This is a genomic window from Clostridium sp. YIM B02555, assembly GCF_022320955.1.
Lineage (GTDB): Bacteria > Bacillota > Clostridia > Clostridiales > Clostridiaceae > Clostridium > Clostridium saccharoperbutylacetonicum.
This window is the reverse complement of sequence record NZ_JAKJJY010000011.1, coordinates 42,517-67,004: the sequence shown is the minus strand read 5'-3', so window position 1 is coordinate 67,004 and position 24,488 is coordinate 42,517. Positions and strand designations below refer to the sequence as shown.

Here is a 24,488-nt window from a genome sequence, read left to right as displayed (position 1 = left end):
ATTATCTCTAAAAATGCAAAGTCTTTTAGGACTAATTTTATTTTACTCCATGCTGGTTAGTCCTAGTTAGACTCTGCATGGAGCTAATACAATACAACGCTTCATTTTTCTTCCTCCTAATTAAAAATAATCATGTAACTTATCTAATATTTCCATCTATAATGTCCATGAATTGGATTATGAAACCAGCTTAATTTTGCTTCTGAAGCACATGGATGAGAGTTATGAATTACATAAGGAATTCCATCCTCATCTCTTTTATCTGAAATAATAGCAATATGCTCATATCCTTCTATAAATACTATTATATCACCTGGCTGCCATTCTTTTAAATTATTAATGTCATTTTGCTTGAATTCTGTAGTTAACAGGATACAATTTTTCTTAAAAAATACATCTTGATTCAATACTCGTCTAAAATCAATATTAGGATCTGCCTTCCCATTGATTCCCTTATATTGTGTTATATTTTCTTTAATATCTTTGTCTATTAAATCTTTAATTGATACATTGATGCCTTTAAAACCTCTCCATATTACATCAGTACAAACTCCTTCACCATCTGGTGGATATCCCCCAACATAATATGCATCTTTATATATAGTTTTCCTCTCAGCTTCTTTTCTAGCAGAATTCACTATATCAATAGGATCTGGTATTCCATTTTGATTTTTATCAACCTTTGAACTTTCATCTGGAACGTTAACTCTATTAACTGAAATATCATCAGCAATTTCTTCCACTTTACTATTTAATTCATTATTTGGTTTATTATATTTAAATTTCACCACAAATGTAACAGTTGCTGAAATTATTGCTATTAAGCTTAATACTATAATAATCGTTTTTACTTTTTTCACACAGATCCTCCACTTGTATAATTTTTCACTCTATATTCTCATTCTTGTTTACCATATATCTTAATACTGTTTTCAATTTATCTTTTTCTACTTTTCTAGCATCTGACAAATATATTTCTCTATGAACAAGGGTTTTAATTATTAAATTATTTTCATCAATGTAGTCCTTCATCTTATTAAAACTTTCCGATTCAGTGTCATAAGAACCTATATGTAGTATTTGAACTGCTAACCCATCTTCTATTTCATCAAAATAGACTTCTTCTAATAAAGGGTTTGACTTTTTCTTAATAGCAATTTCAAAAGCTTTTTTTACGACTTCTTCATTAACAAAATCTGGTTGTTTAATCATTATAGTATATAAAAGTTCTTCTTTATTAAATATTTCGCTTTTTTTACCTTCTTCGGTCAGATCCCATAAGCCTTCTAATGGATAAACCGTGTATTCAAAATATCCATCAGGAATAAAACCATTTTTAGGCATCATTCTCACTGCATAAGATAGAGAATATAAAACACCAATCCTATTAGAAAAATCTTCAGAATTAGGATTTCCTTTTCCATTAATACAAAAATATTTTGCTTTAGGAACCTTAACTAAAATTGGTTTTTCTTTCGGTAAATAGAGTTCCTTTTCCTCTCTTTTCCATTCATATTTCAAAATTAACACCTCCATCACCATTCAAAAATTACAACTAAATTATATTAATATATATCAATCAATCATGAAAAGATAGCTTCCTTCAAAGTAAGTACCTTTTTACATAAATCAATCTCAATATCGATTCCATATGGAATTATGCATCTTGGAAACGCATGTCCAAAATTAACATTGTACATAATTGGTAAATCTTTATTATCTATAATCTTGCAATAAAGTTCTTTATATTCTTCATAATATTGCTCATCTTGAGGCTTTCCAACAATAATTCCATTTACAACATCAAATATACCTGTCTCTTTTAAAATAAGCAATTCTTTTTCAAATTCTTCAGGTTTCGGTTTTTCTTCACAAGTTTCAAGAAACAATATTTTATTTTCCCATTCATCTAATCTTGGAAATATTCCATACTTTTCACATATAGCTTTTTCATCGTCATATCGATTCTTAGTCAATATATCATAAAAACTTTCAAGACATCCACCTAAAAGTCTACCATTAACTTTTCCACTTCCTTGTAGGACTTCATATCCTTTTTGTTCTAAGTGTTCTATTCTACTTGTTCCAATTGCAGCTGTTGAAAAGTCTGTGCGTTCCTCATACCATATCTTACTTGATTCTATACATTGCTCTTCACTATTTTCAAAATACTTCTGAAATGCTTTTTTAGTATATGGGAGCATTTCTTCATCCAATTCTGCTAAATCGCAAACAAAACAAGGACCATAAAAAGTTTCCATTCCTAACTTATAGAACATCAAATGATTAATTGTTGTATCTGAAAAACCAGTAAATAATTTATGATTATTTTGAACAGCATTAATGAAATCTCTATCCTCTAACAAATATGGTAAAGTTCTATAAGTATCATCTCCACCAATAGCACATATAATCCCTTTAATTGATTTATCATAAAATGCCTCTTTTAAATCCTGTGCTCTAGCCTCTGGATGATTTTTTAAATATTCAATCCCTTTTAATGCATTTGGCATTAGAACTGGCACTAATCCGAACTCCTTGATTCTTTTTAATCCTAACTCTAATTCATGTTTTGCAGAATCCTCACCAAGCAAGCCACTTGACATACTTACAATTGCAACTTTGTCTCCCTTTACTAAAGCTTTTGGCTTTTTCATAACTCCCACTCTCCTTATGAATTTATTACGCAGATAACCAAAAAAGTTATAAACAAACCAATAAATATACTCTCAGCACTTGAAATATTCTTGATGATTAAATAATAACAAATATTACAAATAATAGCCATAAAAATAGTACTATTTTTAATAAAATAATCTGTTTTGCAAACTCTGTGTTTCTAATACTTTCAAAAATTATCTAAAGCTTTAACTTAATTATATTTTCTTGAAGAACTAAAAAAGGCAACTCAATAATTTTGAGTTACCTTTGTATTTCTATAATTTAAAATTACTTAATCCAAGCACCACTTGCACCTAATACATATCCATCAACAGTTGTATTAGCTTGCATAACACCTGATGCATTGCAATAGTACCAAGTTCCGTTGTCATTAATCCAACCAGTTTGCATTGCTCCTGAAGCATTTAAGTAATACCAATTACCTCCATCCTTAATCCATCCAGTAGACATAACGCCATCTGTTTTAAAATAGTACCAAGCAGTTCCATCTTTTAACCAGCCAATAGCCTTAGTTCCATCAGTTTTGTTATAAGTCCAAGTTCCATCAGCTGCTTTTACCCAACCAGCTGTTGCTGCTGTAGTAGTTGCTGCTGTACCTGCATTTGTAGCTGCTGTACTTCCAGTTGTTCCTGTTTTAGCTGTATTGTTTATAATTGAATAGTTTTTATCATCTTCATTCCAAAGAATCATGATATCTTTGTTACCAACAGAAAGATTATTCAATCCGCCATCTACCTTATATACTTTTGCAAAGTTATCATTTGACTTATCCCATTGCTTTACATATCCTGAATCTAATCCCCATAAAGTCCCACTTCCAGTTTGAATAGCATAATTATCTGGTACATCGATACTGTCAGAATCACTAATGTCTAAATGATTAAATCCATTTTCTGATTTTAATTTAACAGTTTCTGCATATAATTTATGACTTCCAGCAGTTGAAGTGTCTAAGGCTGCACTTACAAAACCTGTTGCATCACCTGTCATTTTTGCCGCACTGATTGTATGACTAGTTTTACTGCTTGCATCAGCTACAGATTTTCCTAATACTAATTTATCTGAAACTCCACCATTAGTGCTACTTTTTGAATCGTATTTTGCGCAGAAATAAACAGTTGAATCTTTAGGATACTTAATACCATCTATATCATCTGTCGCAGTAGCCTTTGTAAATTGTTGTAATACTGCCACAGATTTATTTAGACCTGAACCTGAAGTAAATAATGTACCTTTTCCTCCAAATAATATTGTATCTGTAACATTCGTATAAGTTGAGTCATCAGCACCTTTATCCTTTTCAAATATTGAAAGGTTTGCCCATCTATACACTACATCAGAACTAACAGTTATGTATGATGAGTTGCTAATTACAGCTTTTAATTCATGATCTCCTGTACCTATATTGTCCTTTATTTCATAAGTATCCTTAGTATTTTTGATATAAACACTGCTGCTAGTTGTCGTACCAACTCTCATATTACCTAAGTTATAATCTGCATCAACATAGTTTCCAGCATAATCTACATAAACTGTATCTGTAGTTTTAATTGATGTAGCCCCAATATTAAATGGAGTTTTTAACGTATAAGTATAAGCACTTAATCCACTACCACCATCTAAAAATTTATTAGTAGTAGTAAATTGTTTGTCAGAATCTGAAAATCTTCCATCATTGTCATTTTTAATTTTTTTTCTTAAGGTTGTAGCTACATCGTCTTGTAAATCCGATCTTTTCTTACCATCTACTATCTTATAGTTGTCTTTTATATCTGCAACTGTATCATTATCATCCATTACAAGATATTGATTTAATAATAAATCATCCACTGCAAGTCCAGCATCAATACCATCAATAGAATTGTATTTTCCATCAGGAGTCATAAAATATTCTGCTTCATCTTTACCATTTATTTCTCCATCAATATAAATTCCTGCACCTTTAGCTTTTGCAGCATAAACAGTTCCATCTTGTGAATCTACCTTTTTAACATCAGCAGCCATCGCTGGAACAATTGAGATAATTGATGCTGCACAAACTAATAAACTTGTCATTTTTGAAATTCTTTTTAACATATTTTTAATTTCCCCCTAGTGAATTTTTTTTATTTTATATTAACCTTTCTCTATTTAATATCAATTCTTGCACACGTTTTCAAAACAAGAGTCCTATATCCTTAATTTTAGAGAAAAAGTTTAAACATTATTTTATTGTCAAATGTCCTTTGCATTATATGGACATACTTTAGAAATATACAATAACATATTCAAAAGGTATAGTTTAGTAACATTTCCATATGTTAAAGATATCTTAAAACGTTCATTAAGTAAAGTTAATTTTAGGTTAACCAATATTATACTAATTTTCTTAAAGTAAAGAAATAAGCTAAAACTTCCTCAATATATTTCTTTAGATACAAAAAACTATTCTCTAATTCCTTATTTCATAAAGAATCACCTGAAAATACAGATGCTTCTAACTTCAATATTCAATAATTGAATTTCCATCCAAAATCTATAAATACCTTTTTCACAATAACATTCATATAATGTATACCTTACTACAAATCAAGATACCAAATAAACTGTACCTCAAATCTACTATCAGCATTCTTAATATAAACATACTCATCAATCATTCTTAAAATTGCTCCCTGTTTGTGATAGAACTTACAGGCAGGTACATTATTACTTTGACATTCAATTTTCGTTTGTTTAAAGCCATTGTCTTTAGACCACTCCACAGCTTCTGCCCCACACCTTTATGTTTATATGTATCAGATACACGTATATCCCATAATGCAGTCATATCATCTCTTTCATCAAGCATATTTATATTATCAGTTCTTGAAACAATTGTTACTGCTCCAATAGTTTTCTCATCATCATATGATTTCACCTTCTTTACAAACTATAATCAAATACAATATTGTCAATCCTACCACTTTCAGTAAAACCAATTGATTTATAAACCTTATTAGAATCATAATTTTTAATATCTGCATATAACATAGGAGTTAATCCTCCCTTAAGTATACTTGAACATAATTCCGCAACCATTGCACTAGCATATCCTTTTTTTCTTTGTTCTTGTGGTGTATAAACATTATTGATACGAGCATGTCTCTCTGTTTTATGTGCTATATTTACCATGCCAACTATCTCAGCTTCTACTTTCCACAAATACAGACCTCCAGATTTTATCATTGATTCAACTACTTCAATTTGCTTTTCTTCCATAAGCTTTATTCCATAACAATCAAAAACAAAACCTATCCAAAACTTAATAATAATATCCCTATTACTTAATTCTGCTTTTATTAATTTTCCTTGAACATTTTTAGGCTGAATAATTTTTTGACATTGGTAAGCTTCCATACTAAGAGATATTTTATTAGATGATTCAGCAATTTTTGAATACTTCTCTGAAAAGCTCTTTACAAATTTAGGTTTTCCTGAAATCGAAGATAATTTACTCTCCTTCAATTGATTGCATAAAGAGCCTATTATTTTATCAATTTTGGATTTTTCAAGATTTTCATTCACCCATAACCACATTGCATGCCCTGTATTTTGGATTGCTATTGCATTATTATCACAGGTTTTTAAAGCAATTACTTCTTTTCCTTCGATAATATAATGGAATAAGTTAAATTGTACTTCATAATTTAAAAATATCCCTCCATTTAAAACTTTATCTTCTCTAAAAAATGGTTTAAACATGATATTCCTCCTCTATAATTCATAAACCTTATATCACTTATGTCACTTATCATGAAACCACCTCCTTCAGCTATTACAATAATAATTAGAGCTCTTTTATTTTTCCTTATATATCTTATAATGTGGTTTTTCAGAATTTTTCTCCCCAAAACCTTCTATCCCTAAATTTTTAATTTCCTGATTTCCTTCTAACCATTGCAGATATACTTCTGCTTCAAAAATTTTCTGTGTTTTATTACAAGTTAATTATCTTCAATATTTGATGTTAAAAATATTAGACTCTTTATTTTTTCAACTACATAATCATTATTAGTCCAATGAATATAGTGACTGGAATTAGGAAGTGTTTCCTGTGAACTTCGATTTGACCAATGTAATAATTCCTTCTGACTTTTTTCCCAATCTTCCCCACTATCAGAAGATATAATAACTAAAGGAACGTTGTTAAGATGTCCATTCTTCATTACTTCTGTAGCATTTTCATTTATATTTTTAATATATTCTAAATTCATTGGATTCCCAAGATATCTATAATACATTGCTAAATCTACCTTCTTTATATCTTCTGGTAATCCATTAAAACGTAAATTTTCTCCAAGCAGTGGCAGTTTAATATCTAAACTTCCAAGTGCTCTTGCAATTCCTGTTATTCTTAATCCTGCACTAATACGATTTAATATATATGATTTTACCTCAGAATCGTTTGCATAAAATTCTGGGCTTCCTCCATCTAATAGAACAATGCCTTTGACTTCATTAGGATATTTTTGAGCAAAATGGATTACTTCCAAAGAAGCCAATGAATGTCCAACTAATATATAAGGTGATGGTTGTCCTGATTTTTTAAGAAGTTCATGTAGCTCTTCAGTTAATACATTTATGGTTCTAGGTAAATCTGTTTTTTCACTCCAACCAAAGCCAGCATTATCAAAACTTACTGTTTCTGCATACGGCTTTAGTTCCATTTGCATCCTATAAAAATCTGTAAAGGAACTTGGTGTTCCTGAGCCTGCAACAAAAACAACAGTATTTCTTCCACTTCCTATCGAATTTATATACATATTGTGATTATTAATATTAAATATTTCTCCCTTAGGCAATAATATCTTCATTTCTTTTTCAACCATTATACTTTGGCATACTGTCCCAATTAAAAGCATTATTATAGCAACAACGATAATTTTTTTAAGTCTCGATTTTCTCTTATTCTTACCTTCTTCTAATACCTTCATATACTTCTCCTTTGATGAAGACTGTACTGTATCATTTAAATAAAAAATACATAACCACTTGCTTTTGAATACTTCTTTAGTACTATATATCACTAAAAGCTAACGCTTCCTCATAATATATTCTCTCAAAAAATCTGGAAAGTGTATTACCATACTATGCAAAAACGGAACAGCCACTTTATATCTTGAATTAAGTCGTTTTCTAAGGATTATATCAGCAATTGCTTTTGCAGCCACTTTAGGATCAGTTAAATTTTGCTTATCCCTATATTTAGCGTCTGATTCATAAAACCTAGAATAATGTGAATTTTGATTTGTCAGTATATCTTTTGAGTTATTAACCATAGTTTTAAAAAAATTGGTTTTTATAGGGCCAGGTTCGATAACAGTTGTCTGAATATTATCATTGTACAATTCTAATCTTAATGAATCACTTAATGCTTCAACTGCAAATTTTGATGCACAATACATACCATTAATAGGCTGAACAAATTTTCCAGAAATAGATCCCACATTTATAATCTTGCCAAAATTCTTCTTACGCATTTCTGGAATGACCGCCTGAATCATATTAATTATACCAAATACATTTACATCAAACATACTTTTTGCAACATTTAAATCAAGCTCTTCCAAAGCTCCTCTAGCTGAGTAACCTGCATTATTGACTAATATATCAATTTTTTTAAATTTTGATAACACTTCGTTTATTACATTAGATATGGATTCCTTTTGAGTTACATCAAGAGATAACTTTAATGACACCGGCAAATCCATAATACTTTCCACATTTCTAGCTGTTGCTACAACTGTATATCCTTTCTCGGATAAACTCTTACAAAGTTCTCGTCCAATTCCTGTGGAACAACCTGTAATTAAAATAACTAATTCTTTTTTCATATAAATCAACCTCCATTAGTAAAATTTATATACATCATAAATTACTTAGAGATTGTTTGCATTATCATTTGTTAAGATTCAATTTTTTTCTTATTCTACTAAGAGATACAGGAGTCATTCCTAAATAAGAAGCAATATGACATTGCTTAAGGCGCTTTTCTAAATCAGGGTACATATCAAGGAATTGTTTATATCGTCCCACACTATCTAATAATTTAAAACTACTTGCATGTTTTTCTTTCATAACCAAAACCTTATCAATCATTTTTTTATAAAACAAAAGTAGTTTATCATTACTTTCAACTATTTTTTCAAAATCAGAAATTTTAGCTACAAGAATTTCGCTATCTTCTAATGCTTGTATGTAATATTCTGATTCTTTCTGACAAAGATGTGCCATGTAAGAAAATAAAATATCACTTTCTTTATAAAAATATTTTGTTATATCATTACCCATTCCATCTATATAATAAGAACGAAAAATCCCATTAGTGATTAATCCGATTTCTGTAGATTTTTCTCCTTCTTCCAAAAAGTACATTTCTTTTTTTATTATCTTTGGCTTAAAAATTTTTTCTAATGAAGCTATATTTTCTTCATCAAGAAAAACCTCATTACTTTTCATGAGATTTATCAATAAATTACTGTCAGTTTTCTCTTTCATTCAGAAACCTCTTTCATTGATTATCCTTAACACATTTATTCCTCTTCAAAATTATGTATCAATACTAATTTTAATTTATAATTCCACTATAATTGATGAACCTCTTGAATTATCACCATTTAACCATTGCCATTCTTCGTGTAATTCTAATTTCCCATTTTCCAGAACCTGTGGTACACTATGGCATTTTCCAATTCTTTGTTGACCTTGTTTATTAATATGTTGATAATAAAAATCCAATACACCTTTTTCCGATACAGTCCCAATTATATTTCCTCTAATAATATCACCACCAATATATTCAGCCCAAACAACATTTTCATTTTGGTGATAGTTAAATATTGTTTTGTTATCTACTTCACCATTTTCAGTATTGATTTTAAGAATAAATGTTTTCCCATCATAATTTAGCATCATAGATGGCAAATTTAAATTTTTCTCCATAACATCATAATATAAATAATCTCCATTTTGAGTTAATATTAAATGAGATTCTATTTCCTTATACCCTCGCTTTAAATAAATTCCTTTAGCTGGCAGCGAAGCATCTAGCTGTACTTTTTTAGAGTTTTTCGATATATAATTCTCTGAAAAATCAATTAAAGCTCCACCATAGCCCTTTCCTTGACAATGTGGTAAAACAAATAAGCGACAGATTTCAATACCGTTAATAGTAACTGTTCCTACAGCTTTTTTATCTATTTCTAGAATAAACACTTTACCAGAATCAATATCAGCAGATATATTTTCATCACTATGATGCTGTATAAAAAAATCTACTGCTCCATTTGGATAATAATGAGGATATATTGTTTGAATTGTTTCATAAGTTATGTTTTTTATAGTATTTAAATCTATTTTTATAGCTTGTCGTATATTCATAATATTTTCCTCTTTATATTCAGATTTATTTCTCTATTTTTTGTACCATTTAATAATTCATGATTTCATATGCTACATACTCCTTATCAAAATGGTATCCAAGTTTTTCAGACAAGGCAACTGAACCTTTGTTTTGTGCATCCCAACTTGGATACAGCCCTCTTTTCAGGCACTCTAAAATCAATTTAGCTCCACAAACTAATGCTAGGCCCCTTCTTCTATAATCCTTTCTAGTATCAATTTCAATTTCAATTCCTTCTTTATATACAGTATAAGATGATGCTCCTGAAACAACAATTCCATCTTTTAGTATAACTACTCCAAGTCCTCGTTTTCTATAATCCTCGTAATCATTAAACTGTGAACATAAATCCTCCGACCATGAGTTGCTAATAACCTGATCAAAAACCTTTTCATCTATCATTTGAATAGTAAATTCATTTTCTATATCTTCAACAATTTTTGTTAATTCCTTAATATCGAATATATTCTTTTCTTTTTTAATTGCATAACGATATACTTTTTTTGAATTTTCTTTATATGTTTGTTCGATCAGCTTGCTCCATTCATCATGTTGTGGAATCATAATTATGAAATTTGATTTATAAGCCTCTTGCTTATTCAATACAAGTTCTATGTTGGCTTTACCTGCAAAAAAGCAAAAATCTCCTATTACTATTTTAGCTGATTTGGGATTAGTAATACTGTCTGCATATGCTCTTCCCATATATCCTTGTAAGCATGACCAAATTAATGTTTCCTGCCAGCCTTCAAATACTTTTTCCAAACATTTTGTTTCAGTAATCTCATAAATGCTCATATTCATTCTCTCCATTTCAGTACTAATAATTTATATTTCATTTTTTTCTAAAATTACAAATTAACTTCACATTTTATTCCTGTTGTCTTCTTAATTCAACTTCCTCATCAATCCACTTATATACACTGTTCATCTCACCTGCATAATCATTACTAATTTCAAAAAAATTAGCATTATTCTTAATACAAAGTTCTTTAACTTGCAAGTGAAGTTTAATGAAGTTATCTTTGTTCATATAATGCTCATCAAATATCTTTTGTTCTATCTTATTTCTATGCTTTATAATTCCTGAGCCAAAATATTTTTCAATATAGTCCTTCGAAAAACCTATATAAAATGCAATTATTTCTTTTAAATAATTAGGCTCAAAATCATTAATATGCTCTTGAGGTAAATAACAGCCTTCAATAATAATGTGTTGCCCATTCTCTATATTGGTCATAATTATTCCCTTTACTATTGGCCATAATTTATATGTAAGTTCTTTATCACTATCAGTTACAGAAAAATCACAATATTTACTTCCACGAATCAGTCCCATTTTTATATGATCAATAGACAAATATGGAATTTTGTATTTTTCAAGTAGCTTTTGAGCCATCACTGTTTTTCCTGTACAACTTACTCCACCAATTAAAATAACCATCTATATCTCACTCCATTTTACAGCTTCAATTAACTTGCAGCAATGATACACTTCATTATAATCATCCCATTCATTTTTCACTTTTGATAATAGATTTAATGTTATTGGTGTAAGATACTCACTTTTAAATTCTTTTGAAATACCAAAATCAATATCATTAATCTTGTAAATAATCTCCATTTGTAATTCTCCTCAATAAATAATTTGTATAATTTACTTTAAGCTTCGTTTAGAACATATAAAATGAATTAATTATCATTCATTTTTGAGACATAAAAACTTGTATTCAAACCTTTCATTAAAATTACCATTTAAACAATAATATACAGTGTTCATATTTTTTGAGTAAACCATTGAAAATTCAGTAATCCATTCTCCATTCCTTTGACTTGCAGAATCAAGTATACTAAATGCCGTTTCAACATTTACTTTCTCCGCTTTTTCCAATTCACTTGATACTACTTTAAACCTATCACAATTACATTCAACATTTTCATACAAATAATCCCATAATGAAAAATTTGTCATAACAAAAAACTTTGAAGAGTCTGCTATATTTCTTATATTCCCACGACCTGGTTCTACTACCCACACATTTCCATTAGAATCACAAATCATATTATGGCAGCTCCAATCTGGTCCATTAACAACTTCAACATTACTTAAATATTCTTCTAATTTTTCAGTACTAATAACTCCCTTTAGTATATCCATTATAAATTTGGTTGTATGAGTAACTTTTTTATTTGGTCTTCTATATAATCCTTTTCCATTTGAATTAACTACAAGATTATTAAAAAATCTACCAAAGCAATCTACTCCAAACGACGGATATTTTCCTCGTCCTCCGTCAACCTTTACAGTAAACCAGTTAGGATTTTTAGTATCAATAGAATATTTCATCCCATTATTATCAAAATTCATTCCAATAATTGTATCATTTCCTCGATAAATAAAACTTGTACACATAAAATTTTCCCCACCCTCAATAAAATTATATATAACTCTTATCAGAAACAATCTTATTGCCTACATTAATTAGGACATAACTTAAGTCTATATTTAAAAACCTTTTAACCTATATTCAACTTCTAAAACTCTTGTACATCTGTTCAAGATAATTTCTCATTAAGATAAGCAAGTATATCTTTTGGTAATTGAGCATGGAAATTTTCTCTGTCAAATCCTTCTGGATCTGTCGATGGCAAAAAATTTGGATTTCTCATTGACTCTGGAAATGGACTGAGAAATGAAAAATGACCAGCATTTTCAATTTGCTTAAAAGTAACTAAAGATTTATCTGGAATACTCTTTAACACAGTTTCAGCATTCCAAGCAGGAGTTATTGTGTCATGTTCAGCTGTTAGCATAAGGATAGGAATTCTTACATCATCTAAACCATTCATAAACCAACCTGCGCCTGGTGCAAGTAAAACTATTGCTTTAATTCTATTATCAATATTGGTTTCTATTTTCTTACCGTCTATTGTTCTTGGAATTCCTCCTGCCAATGCAAGAGCCGTGTATCCACCCATAGAATGTCCTAGTACTGCTATCTTGTCAGCTTTAACATATTTTCCAAAAAAACTATCTGAAAGAAGTTTATCAATTGTTAAACTTATATGCTTTGGTCTTAAAATAAGATTTTCTTCTGTGTTTTCCAATTCATTATTATTCCTGTTATTACCATAATGTTCTACCATGGCCACAACATAACCATTTTTAGCAAGATGTGTGCTAATTGTTCTATAAAGAAGATGTGAACCTCCATTACCATGAGAAATCACAACAAGCGGAAATTCCCCATCTAATATTTTAGAATTTATACAAACATCCATTGTATATGGGCCAAATGCTGTTGGGACAGAAATTTCTTTTGTTGGATATTGTACAAGAACATTAAATAAAAGGTCTTTGCTTTCATCTCTAATTTGTATGTTTTTACATCCTACATTTATATTAAACTGTTTGATTTCCATGATCTCTTTCCTTTCATTTTTTAGTTAACACTACACTTATTATATCTTCCGCTTATAGTAAGATAAAATATGACTTATTTCACTCTTCTATTATTCCATAGGTAAATAAGTTGCATAATAAGATTTATGAGCAATGAAATTAACAAAAAAGCACTGCCAATAACATGATTATCGGTTTTCCATAAAATAATAATTGCGACTACAAATAGAATAATTGATATTATTAACATAAATTTTGATTTCATATACTCCTCCTTAACTCCATTTTTTATGTGAGCTATTCAGCATTAATAGGTTCAACTTGCAATTATTCCTTTCGCTTAAAAAGCTAAAAGTACTACGGCATGTCCCTTTTAAGTAAAATTTAAAATTTGTTAATTACCTTATGATCTTCATATTTATAATCTTAAATATTTAATTAAAGTTTATCTTTCCATTAGAAAATGAACTACTTTTACATTACCATCCATATCTGTCCCGTTAACTATAAACCCACACTTCTTTGTATAAAAATTTATATTTTCAACCTTGTCTACAGGGGTTATTAATGTTATTTTACTCCAATCTTTAAAATATCCCAACATATATTTAACTGCTTGCGCACCAATACCTTTACCTTGATATTTGGGAATCACACACAGACAACCTAGGTAATATTCTCCTCCTCCCCTATTTTCAACTGAAATAACTCCAATAGGAATATTATCATAATAAATAATAAATTTAGGAAATTTATCAATAGACTCTTCCATTCGCTCTCTTGATATTCCATATGCAGGACATTCCCCATATTTAATATAATCATCATAGAACGATGCATTATAAATTTCTATTAACAAAGCTGCATCTTCTTTTATTGCTTTTATATATTTTAAACTCATTACAGTCTCCTTCCGTCTATAAAATTCCATTAGGCTTTTCAAATATTTAATGTAGAATAGTTATATTAATGAATTTCTAATATGAATTTCTACTAATTCTTTTATATTCTGAATAACTTTAGGAATATTTATTGACTTTGGACATTTTTTTAAGCATGACATATCTATGCACTTTTTGCATTTCTCAGCACTTTCTTTTATGCCGAGGTCAAGTTTTCTGAGTGCCCAATAATCTTTACCAAGAAAATAATAATTATATTGTCTAAAAAACACATGTATTTCAATACCATATATGCATCTACATCTTTGACATCTATCGCAAGGAATAGGATTAAAACTCTTTTCCAGCTTAGACATTACTTGTGAAAAGGTTGGTCGATAATAGTTGTCAGGTTCATTGAGCATTGCATGATTTACTTGCTCTAAAGTTCCCATACCTATTAGTGCAGTTGATATTGGATATGAAAGTACACCTGATAAAAGTTTTTTTATTGAAAAAAATGAAGGTAATATCCCTGCTGCATATACTTTATTCAAAATAAATCCTTTTGCTCTAAACTTAGGTTCTTCTTCTATTCTATCAAGCATTCCTCTTTCAAAAATATTTCCGCTTCCTTGAAGTATATCAACTCTATTATCCTTCGCACCTCTTAATAGTATTTCATAATAATGAGTTGCAAGTCCTGTAAATTTGATTTTACCTTCTGCTTTCAATTCATTTAATGCATCTATAGCACCATATTTTTCAAAGGTAATATCTTCATTACTTTCATCTACTTGATGTACAAAATAAATATCTGCATATGTACCTAGATTTTTGCAAGATTCATTGACAGCCTTATACATTTCATCTCCATTAAAAAACCTTGCTTTATCTGCAATTATAATTTTTTCTCTTCCTATATGAGCAGCAAATTTACCAAGCTTTATTTCTGCATCTCCATATTCAGGCACAATTGCTGTATCATAAAGATTACAACCAAGCCTATATGCGTGTTCCATTATTTGTATTGCAGTTTCTTCATTTGGACTAAAGTAATCTGGCAATACAGGTGCATTTCCACTAAGTATTGGAATTGTTCCAAATCCAATTTCAGATACCTTTAATCCAGTACTTCCTAAATTTCTGTATCTCATATTTTAACTCCTCTCATGCTTTTTTACATATAATTAATGATTAAAATGAACAGTGAATAATTGAGGATGATATTTCTTCAGTATATCTAAAAAAATATTATTATTTTAAAACGCCAGAAGGCTTTTCTTCCTTAATTATTCATTTTTCACTAATCCAATGCATTATATTTTATGTACATACACACTAGTTATCAAATGCTAAAGGCATCATCACTTACTACAACACTTTCTGGAACATGTTTTTTATCAATTTTTGAACACCATGAAAAGGCTCTTGAATCTATGATTTCAAGTTTTTCTGGAAAATATATATCTGTTAATTCATAGCAAAATGCAAAAGCTTCCTTTCCTATTACCTTTAATGTTGATGGAAGATAGACTTTTTCTAAACTCTTACATCTATAAAATGCTTTTTCAGGAATTTCAGTTATTCCCTCTGGTATTATAATACTTTTTAAGGATGAACAGTTTTCAAATGCTCTCATTCCTAAAAATTCAAGTTGATCTGAAATCTCTATATTTTCTAACGAATAGCAGCTTGAAAATGCAAATTTATCTATTCTTTTAACCTTACATGCATTTTTCACATATACAAGCCATTTACAATTTTCAAAGGCATTTTTTCCTATTGCCTTAACATTAGTTGTTAAAGTTATATTTGTTAATAAATTACTATCTTTAAACACTTTATCCTTAATTTCTCTTATGCCATCTATCAATATTAATTCTTTTATATTTCCTGTGCATTCAACAAGAGCATCATTTTCATCTGTTTTAAAACAATTTAAACAATCCATAAATATTTGCTTTACATTTTTAGGGAGCATTTCATCATTTCTATCTGAGATTTTTGTTAATTTATACTCTTTTCCATCTGCAGTAATAACCTTTTTTAAATTAATACAATTCCTAAATGCATATTCTTCTATAACTGTTTTTTGAGATGAAAAAACAACCTCTTCAAGGTCAAAACAATTTGCAAATGCCCATCCTGAAACTATTTTAATATACTCAGGAATTACAACTCTACCTTTACATCCAGCTGCATCAATTAGTATATTATTTACAATTGTCAAAGGTGAAACTTTGCTTTGTTTTTCTAGCCACATTGTCCCGTGAAAAGCTCTTTCTCCAATATACTCAACATTTTCAGGGATATAAATTTTTTCAAGATTCATTGCATCTTTAAAAACTTCACGTTCAACTCTTCTTATTCCTTTTGGTATATGTATATAACGTCCTTTATTAAAATATCCGTATAAAGAAAGATTTTCATCTATATCAAAACAACTTATTGAACTATTGTATATTGATTTCACAATATCTGGCGCATTTTTTTGAAAAATAATTGAATAATCTTCAGTTGGATATACCTTTTCACCGATTATTACTGCTTTAAGTGCTGTACATCCTGCAAATGCATAGCTTCCATATCTAATGTGTTCATTAGACACTATTATCTCCCTTAAGTTACCACAATTTTCAAAAGCATGATTAGAAATCTTAGTATCTGCATTAAGACATATACTTTCAATCGAATTACAATCATTAAAAGCATTAACTCCTATAGCTTTAACATTAGTGAAATCAAATTTTCTTAATTCTCCACATTCATCAAAGCAATTATCTCCTATATACTCAAGTTCCATACATTCACAAACTTCAAGACTTTCACATCCACAAAATGCTTCTTTCCCAAAAGATATTGTTTGTTGAAGAAATACATTTTTCAAGTTAATACAATATGAAAATGCTCCCTCACAAATTTTTTCTACAATACCAGAAACCTTCGTAATACCTATACATTTTTCAAATGCCTTTTTTCCAACATATTTTAAGGATTCAGGAAGAATAACTTCTTTTACATTTTTGCAACCACCAAATGCATCTTCTCCTATAACTTCAAGGCTTTTAGGAAACACTATACTATTTATATTGTCATTTCCTGAAAAAGCATATGGAGCAATACTTACTACACCTTCTGGAATTATAACATCTCCAAAACAACCCGTTCCATCAATAACAATATTTGATAATATTATTAATTGTGAATTATTTTTCATTTCTTTCAAAAATCCTGTATTTTTAAAAGCATTTGCTTTTATATCTGTTAATTTAACATCCATTTCATAAAGATTTTTGCAACCATTAAATGCATTTTCACCTACATAATTTATTTCTGATAAATTAATCCTTGATAAAGCACTACAACCATAAAATGAATTATCAGATATATATATCATTTCACCTTCAAATTCAACAGTTTCTAAAGATGTACAATATGCAAAAATTCCTTCTTCCAATTTAGTTATTCCTTTAGGAATTATTATATTTTTAAGGGAAGTGCAGCCACAAAAGCTTCTTGAACCAATTCGTTTAAGTGATTTTGGAAGTGTTATAGATTTAAGATTAGTATTACCATAAAATGCTCCACCTGCAATAGACGTTACTCCCTCGGGAATTACAATATTATCAGAAAGATTAACTCCATTCATAAATATATGTTTAATTTTATCACTTTGAGTTATTTCCTTCATGTAAATACTATCTTCAAAAGTATTTCTTCCAATATATTCAATTGAAGTAGGAAAATTAATATACTTAAGTGAAGGACATTTAAATGCAAATTTATCCCCAATACTTTTAACTTCTTCTCCAAAGGTTAATTTTCTTAGTTTTTTACATTCTGAAAAAATATCTGTACCACACTCATTTAAATCACAATTTATTACTGCTGATTTTACACCTGAGGCCGTAAACACATTACTTCCCATTTTGCATAAAGATTCTGGCAAGCATACTTCAGTTAAAGAAATACATTTGTAAAATGCCATATCGCCTATACTTTCAATTCCTTTAGTAAACTGCAAATTTTTTAGTGAATTACATCCATAAAAAGCCAAGTTTCTAATTTCTTTAACCTTACTTCCAAAAGACACTTCATTTAATTTTCTACATCTATTAAATGTTGATTTTTCAATTATAGTGATTGATTCTGGTAGATCTACTCGTATAAGCTTTACACAATTTTCAAAAGCTGATATACCAACGTATTTAAGTCCTTCAACAAAATTAATTGTTTGCAAAAGTAAGCAATCAGCAAAAGCTTCTTCGTGAATTTCTTTTGTGGATTGTGGTAAAATAACTTTTCCAATCGCTTCATTACCAGCAAAAGCTTTTTCTCCAATTACAGTTATACCATCTGGTACAACTACCTTTTCCTCACTCCCTCTATATTTAACTAAAGTAGTTCCACTAATAAAGAAATTATTCAGTATTTGTGAATGAATTTTTTTAACTATTTCTAGCATATCTTCATCATATATATCTGGCAAGCCATTAAGTTCGTATGTCTGTCCATTAGATAATTTAATATATTTTAGTGTTGTACAGTTTTTAAATGCATCAGGACTTATGTTCACATTTTCATTTGCAAATTCTATAGATTCTAAATTAATACAATTTCTAAATGCCCTACTTTCAATATTAGTTAATGTTTCTGGAAATTTAACAAAAACTACACCTTTCTTATCAAAAAAGCAACTTTTCCCTATCTCTGTTATTCCTTTTGGTATCTCAACTTCATTTGCATTTATAAGAAATCTTGTAAGAACTCTATCCTCAATTTCCATCATCCTATATATGTCTGTAGCAATAGCTTTAACTACAGGATGTGCATTAGAATTTGATGCTATAATATCAATTACACTTTCAATATCAAAGTTAGTTTTATTAGTTTTATCTGTTAAGCATATTCTAGAAACTTTCCCGCAGCCTGTAAAAACATCGCAAATACTTGATATATCTAAATCCTTTGAAACTTCTATAGTTTTTAAATTTTCATCATTGGAAAATACATGTCTCTCTAAATTTATTACTCCTGGCATTGAGACATATTCAAGAGCATCACAATATAAAAAAGCACAACTATTAAGCTTCTTTATTGAACTTGGGAGCTCTACACGTTCTAATGAATGGCAACGATGAAATGCATATTCTCCAATATAAGTAAGTTTTGAAGGAAAATTTATCTTTCTTAGCTTTCTGCATCCCTTAAATGCAGTATCCATAATTCTTGTTATTGTTTCAGGAAGTATGATTTCTTCAATAGAAGCACATCCTTTAAAGGCTCCCTTTCCTATTACGCAAACTTCATCTGGAATCTTAACAACTATATCTCTAAGTGTGTATGCTTCTAAAATTCCATCATTGATAATAAATCCATCTTCCATTAATAATTCTCTCTTTCTTCCAAAAATATTTTCTTCACAATGAATTTAAGTTCTTCTATATTACCACAATTATATAATTCAGTTTTATATTGTCTGGCCGCTTTGCTTCCTTTCATAAGATAAGCCACCAATCTTCTTATATACAAGATAGTAAATATTTCATCATAATATTTTGATGTTAAATCAATTTGCTCCGATATTACTGTATACTTATCCTTCTTGATCTTTTTATGAATAAGCTCACTGAATATAAATGGATTTTCAAGAGCATATCTTGCTATCATAATTCCATCTGCTCCTGTAACATTCATCATTTTTTCAGCTTCCTCTATTGAAAAAATCCCTCCATTTGCAATTACAGGTATTTTAACTACTGACTTTGCTTGCTCAATTTGATTAAAATATGGAGTACCATAATACATCATATTGCGACTTCGCCCATGTATTGTAATCATATCAGCTCCTGCATCTTCACACATTTTTGCAAATTCTCCTGCAATCATTACATCTTCCTTTATTCCAATACGAGTTTTAACAGTAATCACTTTCCCACTCTTTTTACAACCTTTGATAATAGAAGAAGCCCTTTTTAAATCCCCAAGGAGTGCACTTCCTTGACCACTTTTAAATACATTTGGCACTGGACAGCCCATATTTATATCAATAATATCAAATTCAGAAAGATATTCGCTTCTAGCCATTTTCTCCATAATTCTTGGGTCAGAACCTACTAACTGAGCTGCTTTTATCTTCTCATCAGCTGTTGTGAAAAGAAGTTTTTGCATTGCTTCATCCTTGTATTTAAGTGCATTACAATTTACCATTTCTGTATAACAAAGTCCTGCCCCTAGATCATAGCACAGCATTCTAAAAGGATAACATGTATACCCAGCAAGTGGTGCCATAAGGACATTACATGGTATTATTATTTTTCCTAGTCTTAATTCTTTTATCTCCAAATATTGATATCCTCCTTTGTTAAGATTAATTTGTTAAGTATCTGTTGATACACAATCCCAATCATCATTTTCTGTTCCCTTACCAATAAGCCAATTTAGTCCCCAATGGCGCTCAAACACAACTCCAGAATCTAATTTGGCTGGTGCATTTTTTCCATGTATTCTCGCATCTACACAAGCCCAGTTATATCTAAAAATTAAGTCTGCTTCATTAAGTATTTCATCTACACTTCTTAAATTAACTTTTTTCATAAATTCATCAAAATCGTTACAATCTGCTACCACATTAATTGCAAAATCACAATCACATATTTGTGAAGGATAGTTAAGTTCATCCAAAATCCCTAATGCCCAAATAAGTGTCCAATAGGCTTCATATTTCCATGCCATATTAATTACATCTTGTTCCTCTGGAGTACCAAATATAATTTTTTTCTCTGCTTCTGTTAATTCATTTGATACTCCATACTTTTCTAAAAATCCTTTAAAAAATTCTCTGGATTCTTCAACGTTTTCTCCATTATTAATGTCACAGGCTACTTGAATTGCAATTAAACAAGCTATTGCACGTTTAGCAATTTCTTCAGCACTTCTAACCTCTATTTCATTTACATCTTCTATTCTTGGAAGTCCTTCCATATATGGAACTTGATTTAATTTTAATATTTCAATTGATTTTAGCTTTCTTTCCTCTGAATTCATAACTCATTCCCTTTCTTTTTTTAATTCTTTCCTAAAAACTTATTAAATTACTTGCTCTATTAAAACAGGTTGTGTAAAATTTTCTATCGAATCAGCTTCTACATAATGATACTCATTACGAATCGCATAAAGTCTCAATGTAACTGATGGCGTAATCCCAAATTCTATCCCATCAGAAATGCTCATAACTATATCAAACTGAACTTGTGGAAACTTTAATTTTAATATATTTTTCCAAGAATTCACTGCTATTAATCCAACTTTTAGAGTTGAATATATTTCACTTTCAGTATCTATACAGATATAAACCTCATTCCCATCCCATTCAAAATTAGTAAGATCAATTCCTGAATATTCAACATATCTCTTTTTATTCAATCCACAAAAATTATTAATGCAATAATATGTTTCTCCCTTTGAATTTACTTTTTCATATATATTAGGTAAAATTATATTTTCAAAATCAAACAAGTTAAATTTTGTTTCTATCATTCTAAGATTCTCCAATTTTGATAAATGCTTTTTCATAATTTTATTACAAATCACTTTATCACCTCGTTTTTTAATGCATTCTGTTTATAATTTCATTAATATTATTCTTATAATTTTCCACTCACCTTTATTATTATCTTTCTATACACCATGTTTTAGTATTACGCAGTAAAAAAATCGCAAATTTATTGATATGCGATTTTTTAATGTATTATTTATTTTTACAGGGTCAAATATTAAAACATTCAAAATCAATTTACAAGTTTTAGAACAGTTTGTATCGCCTGATCCTTTGAAATATCTGAATTCATTTGTGCTGGTACTGCTATATCCGGTTCTGTTTTTTTCTCAAAGTCGCATGTTCCATCTGGATTCAGTCCCATTACTTCTGGAAATGTAAAGAGATAACCACTATTGGGAAGTGAACATATTGCTGGTTGAAATCCAATACCATCTCCTTTTGTTTTCTCGCCTACTAATGTTGCAAATCCTGTACTTTTAGAAAAATTAGCAAATTCTTCCGCTGAAGAAAAATTATGCCCATTTACAAGCAAATAAATTTTACCTTTAAATCCAATGGAATTCTTAGGTTCTATTGTATCTGTAGCTTTATAATAATATTTAAAATCTTCTTTCAATTCTGGAGGCATATTTGTAAGCTTTTCATTATCTATATTTGAAATAGGTTCAAGTTTTTCATATCCGAATCCATATACATTCTTAAGAAATTGTTCCTCAAAATCTCCTCCCCTAAAAGCCATATAATAATTATATTCTAATGGTTTACTAATCAGTCTTTCAACTATACTAGCCCAATATTCATTATTTCCGCCGCTATTATTTCTTATGTCAATTACTAGCGCTTTATAATTTTTTATCTGTTCTAAATAAGGATTAATTATTTTCATATCTTCATCCATATGTGGATCTAAAAAAGAATATATTGAAATATAAGCAACCTTCCCTTTTTCTAAATCCATTGTCTTTAATTTTTTATAGCTTGAATCTTCTTCTGAAGAATTTGAATCTTCTTTTTCTTTCATAGAAGAATATCTTTCAATAGTTTTTGGTTTATTTATCTGTTCCAACCATGCCTCTCTGTGGTCAGAGTACTTTTCATAAGAACTTTTAAAAGTAGAATACCAATTTTTGTCTACGATTGCGGTATGTCCATTATTAATGTCTGATATTATTACATTTAAAGTACTATAAAAACTTTGATCATTTGGCGTTGCTTTTATCCTGTTAAGATAGTCATCTTTCTTCGCTAACCAATCTACCCCATTTAGTCTTTTGTTAACTTCAAAAAACGGATAATTTTCTTTAAGTATTGTATACATATATTCAAAATCATCTAATTTTTCTTTTTCCGTTAGCTGCTTATTATTACTATTATTGCTTTCATTTGAAGGCTTGCCATTATTCACTCTGCATCCTACAAGAGTAAATATCATAACCATCCATATAATGATTAGTTTACTTTTTTTCATCTTATCCCCTTCTTAACTTAAAATAATTATTACATGCTTATATACCATTTTTTATTAATTGTAACATATTTTACAAATATAGTACTATTAAATTTTCAAAGAACATTATTTCTATCAATTACTACGTCAAATCTACAAAGTGTAAAGTAGATCTTTAGAATTGTATAAATCCAAAATCTCAATGATTATTATAAAAAACTCTTTATCACCACTATTTTTATATTATCGCTATAAACTAATGTTAACTAATCCAAAACTCAATACTTATAGGGAAAAATTCATTCTTATTCATATACTTAACAGTATAATTAGAATATAGATCATTTACACTATTACCTGTATCTTGATCTATTCCTAATGCATAAAAATAATTGCTTATAATCCTAGTACCACAATAACGACTGCATATAGCTTCATTTACGTAGTATTTTCCGTCAATCTTTACATGTTCTTTAAAAAACTCCATCAGTTCATTTTGATATTTCTCATTCTCAAGTTCACCAGTATCATCCTCATCAAAATCTATAAAACAGTGTTTTCTTTCCAACTCGCTACATCGCTTTTCAGACCAAACCTCTATTCCAATTGGCCATCCATCACCTTTAAATTTTGCAGTATATTTCCACTCTGACTTTATATTTTCCTGTCTCGTAAATGTTAAACTAAAACTATTCTCCCAAAGTCGCGTGTCACTATAATATATTTGTCCAAACTCCATACTTATACATACATATGAAGCATCATATCCAAGCCAACGCTTAAATCGATCTATCGCTAAATTTATATATCTATCAAAATCTTTTAATATTCTATCTGCCATATCTATATATTCATATTTTGGCGAATACATATCTCCAAACACAATAACATCCATATGTTCAATAGAAACTATCCATTTTGAATATTCCATATAATTATTTATATAAATATTATCTTCAATTACATTCTCTAATAAAGTCAATTGATTAGAAAAATCCTTCTTAAAATCTATCATTTTTATTTCTCCCACTTAACGCCAAAATGTGAATAGCATTTTGTCCTTATTTATTCTTTAGAAGAATATTATA

Annotated in this window: 23 protein-coding genes; all 23 read right to left on the bottom strand. The window is 29.1% G+C overall.

Translation table 11 applies throughout. The features are described from left to right. Positions 1 to 143: 143 nt before the first annotated feature. Positions 144 to 860 (bottom strand): DUF1287 domain-containing protein, encoded by a 717-nt coding sequence (locus tag L3B98_RS16000; protein WP_238917485.1) that lies wholly within the window; start codon positions 858 to 860, stop codon positions 144 to 146. A 25-nt stretch (positions 861 to 885) separates the two neighbouring features. Further along, on the bottom strand, positions 886 to 1,521 hold the full coding sequence (locus L3B98_RS15995; RefSeq protein WP_238917484.1) for a GyrI-like domain-containing protein: 636 nt from the start codon (positions 1,519 to 1,521) through the stop codon (positions 886 to 888). Positions 1,522 to 1,583: 62 nt separating this feature from the next. Further along, entirely contained in the window at positions 1,584 to 2,657 is a 1,074-nt protein-coding gene (locus tag L3B98_RS15990) for a S66 peptidase family protein (RefSeq protein ID WP_238917483.1), read from the bottom strand. Positions 2,658 to 2,949: 292 nt separating this feature from the next. Continuing rightward, positions 2,950 to 4,758, bottom strand: coding sequence for an N-acetylmuramoyl-L-alanine amidase family protein (locus L3B98_RS15985; RefSeq protein WP_238917482.1), 1,809 nt, complete (start codon positions 4,756 to 4,758; stop codon positions 2,950 to 2,952). Between the two features lie 565 nt (positions 4,759 to 5,323). Beyond that, positions 5,324 to 5,581: a GNAT family N-acetyltransferase gene (locus tag L3B98_RS15980; protein ID WP_238917481.1), complete on the bottom strand. Its 258-nt coding sequence runs from the start codon at positions 5,579 to 5,581 to the stop codon at positions 5,324 to 5,326. Positions 5,582 to 5,586: 5 nt separating this feature from the next. Then, positions 5,587 to 6,405, bottom strand: a complete 819-nt coding sequence (locus L3B98_RS15975; protein ID WP_238917480.1) for a GNAT family N-acetyltransferase — start codon at positions 6,403 to 6,405, stop codon at positions 5,587 to 5,589. A gap of 242 nt (positions 6,406 to 6,647) precedes the next feature. Then, positions 6,648 to 7,637 (bottom strand): alpha/beta hydrolase, encoded by a 990-nt coding sequence (locus L3B98_RS15970; protein WP_238917479.1) that lies wholly within the window; start codon positions 7,635 to 7,637, stop codon positions 6,648 to 6,650. A 99-nt stretch (positions 7,638 to 7,736) separates the two neighbouring features. Beyond that, positions 7,737 to 8,537, bottom strand: a complete 801-nt coding sequence (locus tag L3B98_RS15965) for an SDR family oxidoreductase (protein WP_238917478.1) — start codon at positions 8,535 to 8,537, stop codon at positions 7,737 to 7,739. A gap of 64 nt (positions 8,538 to 8,601) precedes the next feature. Beyond that, a complete protein-coding gene (locus L3B98_RS15960) occupies positions 8,602 to 9,201 on the bottom strand; it encodes a Crp/Fnr family transcriptional regulator (RefSeq protein WP_238917477.1) in 600 nt (199 codons plus the stop codon). A 75-nt stretch (positions 9,202 to 9,276) separates the two neighbouring features. Further along, positions 9,277 to 10,083 carry a GNAT family N-acetyltransferase gene (locus L3B98_RS29130; protein WP_343073689.1) on the bottom strand — a complete coding sequence of 269 codons (807 nt, stop codon included), beginning with the start codon at positions 10,081 to 10,083 and terminating at the stop codon, positions 9,277 to 9,279. 49 nt (positions 10,084 to 10,132) lie between these two features. Continuing rightward, complete coding sequence (locus L3B98_RS15950) at positions 10,133 to 10,903, bottom strand: GNAT family N-acetyltransferase (protein WP_238917476.1); 771 nt, start codon at positions 10,901 to 10,903, stop codon at positions 10,133 to 10,135. A 73-nt stretch (positions 10,904 to 10,976) separates the two neighbouring features. Further along, positions 10,977 to 11,549, bottom strand: a complete 573-nt coding sequence (locus L3B98_RS15945; protein ID WP_238917475.1) for a 2-phosphoglycerate kinase — start codon at positions 11,547 to 11,549, stop codon at positions 10,977 to 10,979. Next, the gene (locus tag L3B98_RS15940) at positions 11,550 to 11,729 is read right to left on the bottom strand and encodes a hypothetical protein (protein ID WP_238917474.1); all 180 of its coding nucleotides are present in this window, start codon (positions 11,727 to 11,729) and stop codon (positions 11,550 to 11,552) included. A gap of 75 nt (positions 11,730 to 11,804) precedes the next feature. Beyond that, positions 11,805 to 12,518, bottom strand: a complete 714-nt coding sequence (locus tag L3B98_RS15935; RefSeq protein ID WP_015393500.1) for a hypothetical protein — start codon at positions 12,516 to 12,518, stop codon at positions 11,805 to 11,807. Positions 12,519 to 12,661: 143 nt separating this feature from the next. Next, positions 12,662 to 13,528 carry an alpha/beta fold hydrolase gene (locus L3B98_RS15930; RefSeq protein WP_238917473.1) on the bottom strand — a complete coding sequence of 289 codons (867 nt, stop codon included), beginning with the start codon at positions 13,526 to 13,528 and terminating at the stop codon, positions 12,662 to 12,664. Between the two features lie 425 nt (positions 13,529 to 13,953). Continuing rightward, positions 13,954 to 14,409: a GNAT family N-acetyltransferase gene (locus L3B98_RS15925; protein WP_238917472.1), complete on the bottom strand. Its 456-nt coding sequence runs from the start codon at positions 14,407 to 14,409 to the stop codon at positions 13,954 to 13,956. Positions 14,410 to 14,469: 60 nt separating this feature from the next. Next, a complete protein-coding gene (locus L3B98_RS15920; protein ID WP_238917471.1) occupies positions 14,470 to 15,546 on the bottom strand; it encodes an aldo/keto reductase in 1,077 nt (358 codons plus the stop codon). 191 nt (positions 15,547 to 15,737) lie between these two features. Continuing rightward, a complete protein-coding gene (locus L3B98_RS15915) occupies positions 15,738 to 19,778 on the bottom strand; it encodes a leucine-rich repeat domain-containing protein (protein ID WP_238917470.1) in 4,041 nt (1,346 codons plus the stop codon). Next, on the bottom strand, positions 19,778 to 20,737 hold the full coding sequence (locus L3B98_RS15910; RefSeq protein WP_238917469.1) for a tRNA-dihydrouridine synthase family protein: 960 nt from the start codon (positions 20,735 to 20,737) through the stop codon (positions 19,778 to 19,780). The genes L3B98_RS15915 and L3B98_RS15910 overlap by 1 nt, the downstream gene beginning before the upstream one ends. A gap of 33 nt (positions 20,738 to 20,770) precedes the next feature. Continuing rightward, positions 20,771 to 21,439, bottom strand: a complete 669-nt coding sequence (locus tag L3B98_RS15905) for a DUF4272 domain-containing protein (RefSeq protein WP_238917468.1) — start codon at positions 21,437 to 21,439, stop codon at positions 20,771 to 20,773. Between the two features lie 42 nt (positions 21,440 to 21,481). Next, positions 21,482 to 21,931, bottom strand: coding sequence for a hypothetical protein (locus tag L3B98_RS15900; protein ID WP_015393508.1), 450 nt, complete (start codon positions 21,929 to 21,931; stop codon positions 21,482 to 21,484). Positions 21,932 to 22,182: 251 nt separating this feature from the next. Continuing rightward, positions 22,183 to 23,421, bottom strand: a complete 1,239-nt coding sequence (locus tag L3B98_RS15895; protein ID WP_238917467.1) for a S41 family peptidase — start codon at positions 23,419 to 23,421, stop codon at positions 22,183 to 22,185. A 241-nt stretch (positions 23,422 to 23,662) separates the two neighbouring features. Then, positions 23,663 to 24,415 (bottom strand): hypothetical protein, encoded by a 753-nt coding sequence (locus L3B98_RS15890; protein ID WP_238917466.1) that lies wholly within the window; start codon positions 24,413 to 24,415, stop codon positions 23,663 to 23,665. Between the last annotated feature and the right edge of the window lie 73 nt (positions 24,416 to 24,488).

Bases quoted from the DNA above. Each gene is read 5' to 3' on its own strand.
- L3B98_RS15990 (WP_238917483.1), bottom strand. From the start codon at position 2,657: ATGAAAAAGCCAAAAGCTTTAGTAAAGGGAGACAAAGTTGCAATTGTA.
- L3B98_RS15985 (WP_238917482.1), bottom strand. From the start codon at position 4,758: ATGTTAAAAAGAATTTCAAAAATGACAAGTTTATTAGTTTGTGCAGCA.
- L3B98_RS15975 (WP_238917480.1), bottom strand. From the start codon at position 6,405: ATGTTTAAACCATTTTTTAGAGAAGATAAAGTTTTAAATGGAGGGATA.
- L3B98_RS15970 (WP_238917479.1), bottom strand. From the start codon at position 7,637: ATGAAGGTATTAGAAGAAGGTAAGAATAAGAGAAAATCGAGACTTAAA.
- L3B98_RS15965 (WP_238917478.1), bottom strand. From the start codon at position 8,537: ATGAAAAAAGAATTAGTTATTTTAATTACAGGTTGTTCCACAGGAATT.
- L3B98_RS15960 (WP_238917477.1), bottom strand. From the start codon at position 9,201: ATGAAAGAGAAAACTGACAGTAATTTATTGATAAATCTCATGAAAAGT.
- L3B98_RS29130 (WP_343073689.1), bottom strand. From the start codon at position 10,083: ATGAATATACGACAAGCTATAAAAATAGATTTAAATACTATAAAAAAC.
- L3B98_RS15950 (WP_238917476.1), bottom strand. From the start codon at position 10,903: ATGAGCATTTATGAGATTACTGAAACAAAATGTTTGGAAAAAGTATTT.
- L3B98_RS15945 (WP_238917475.1), bottom strand. From the start codon at position 11,549: ATGGTTATTTTAATTGGTGGAGTAAGTTGTACAGGAAAAACAGTGATG.
- L3B98_RS15940 (WP_238917474.1), bottom strand. From the start codon at position 11,729: ATGGAGATTATTTACAAGATTAATGATATTGATTTTGGTATTTCAAAA.
- L3B98_RS15935 (WP_015393500.1), bottom strand. From the start codon at position 12,518: ATGTGTACAAGTTTTATTTATCGAGGAAATGATACAATTATTGGAATG.
- L3B98_RS15930 (WP_238917473.1), bottom strand. From the start codon at position 13,528: ATGGAAATCAAACAGTTTAATATAAATGTAGGATGTAAAAACATACAA.
- L3B98_RS15925 (WP_238917472.1), bottom strand. From the start codon at position 14,409: ATGAGTTTAAAATATATAAAAGCAATAAAAGAAGATGCAGCTTTGTTA.
- L3B98_RS15920 (WP_238917471.1), bottom strand. From the start codon at position 15,546: ATGAGATACAGAAATTTAGGAAGTACTGGATTAAAGGTATCTGAAATT.
- L3B98_RS15915 (WP_238917470.1), bottom strand. From the start codon at position 19,778: ATGGAAGATGGATTTATTATCAATGATGGAATTTTAGAAGCATACACA.
- L3B98_RS15905 (WP_238917468.1), bottom strand. From the start codon at position 21,439: ATGAATTCAGAGGAAAGAAAGCTAAAATCAATTGAAATATTAAAATTA.
- L3B98_RS15900 (WP_015393508.1), bottom strand. From the start codon at position 21,931: ATGATAGAAACAAAATTTAACTTGTTTGATTTTGAAAATATAATTTTA.
- L3B98_RS15895 (WP_238917467.1), bottom strand. From the start codon at position 23,421: ATGAAAAAAAGTAAACTAATCATTATATGGATGGTTATGATATTTACT.
- L3B98_RS15890 (WP_238917466.1), bottom strand. From the start codon at position 24,415: ATGATAGATTTTAAGAAGGATTTTTCTAATCAATTGACTTTATTAGAG.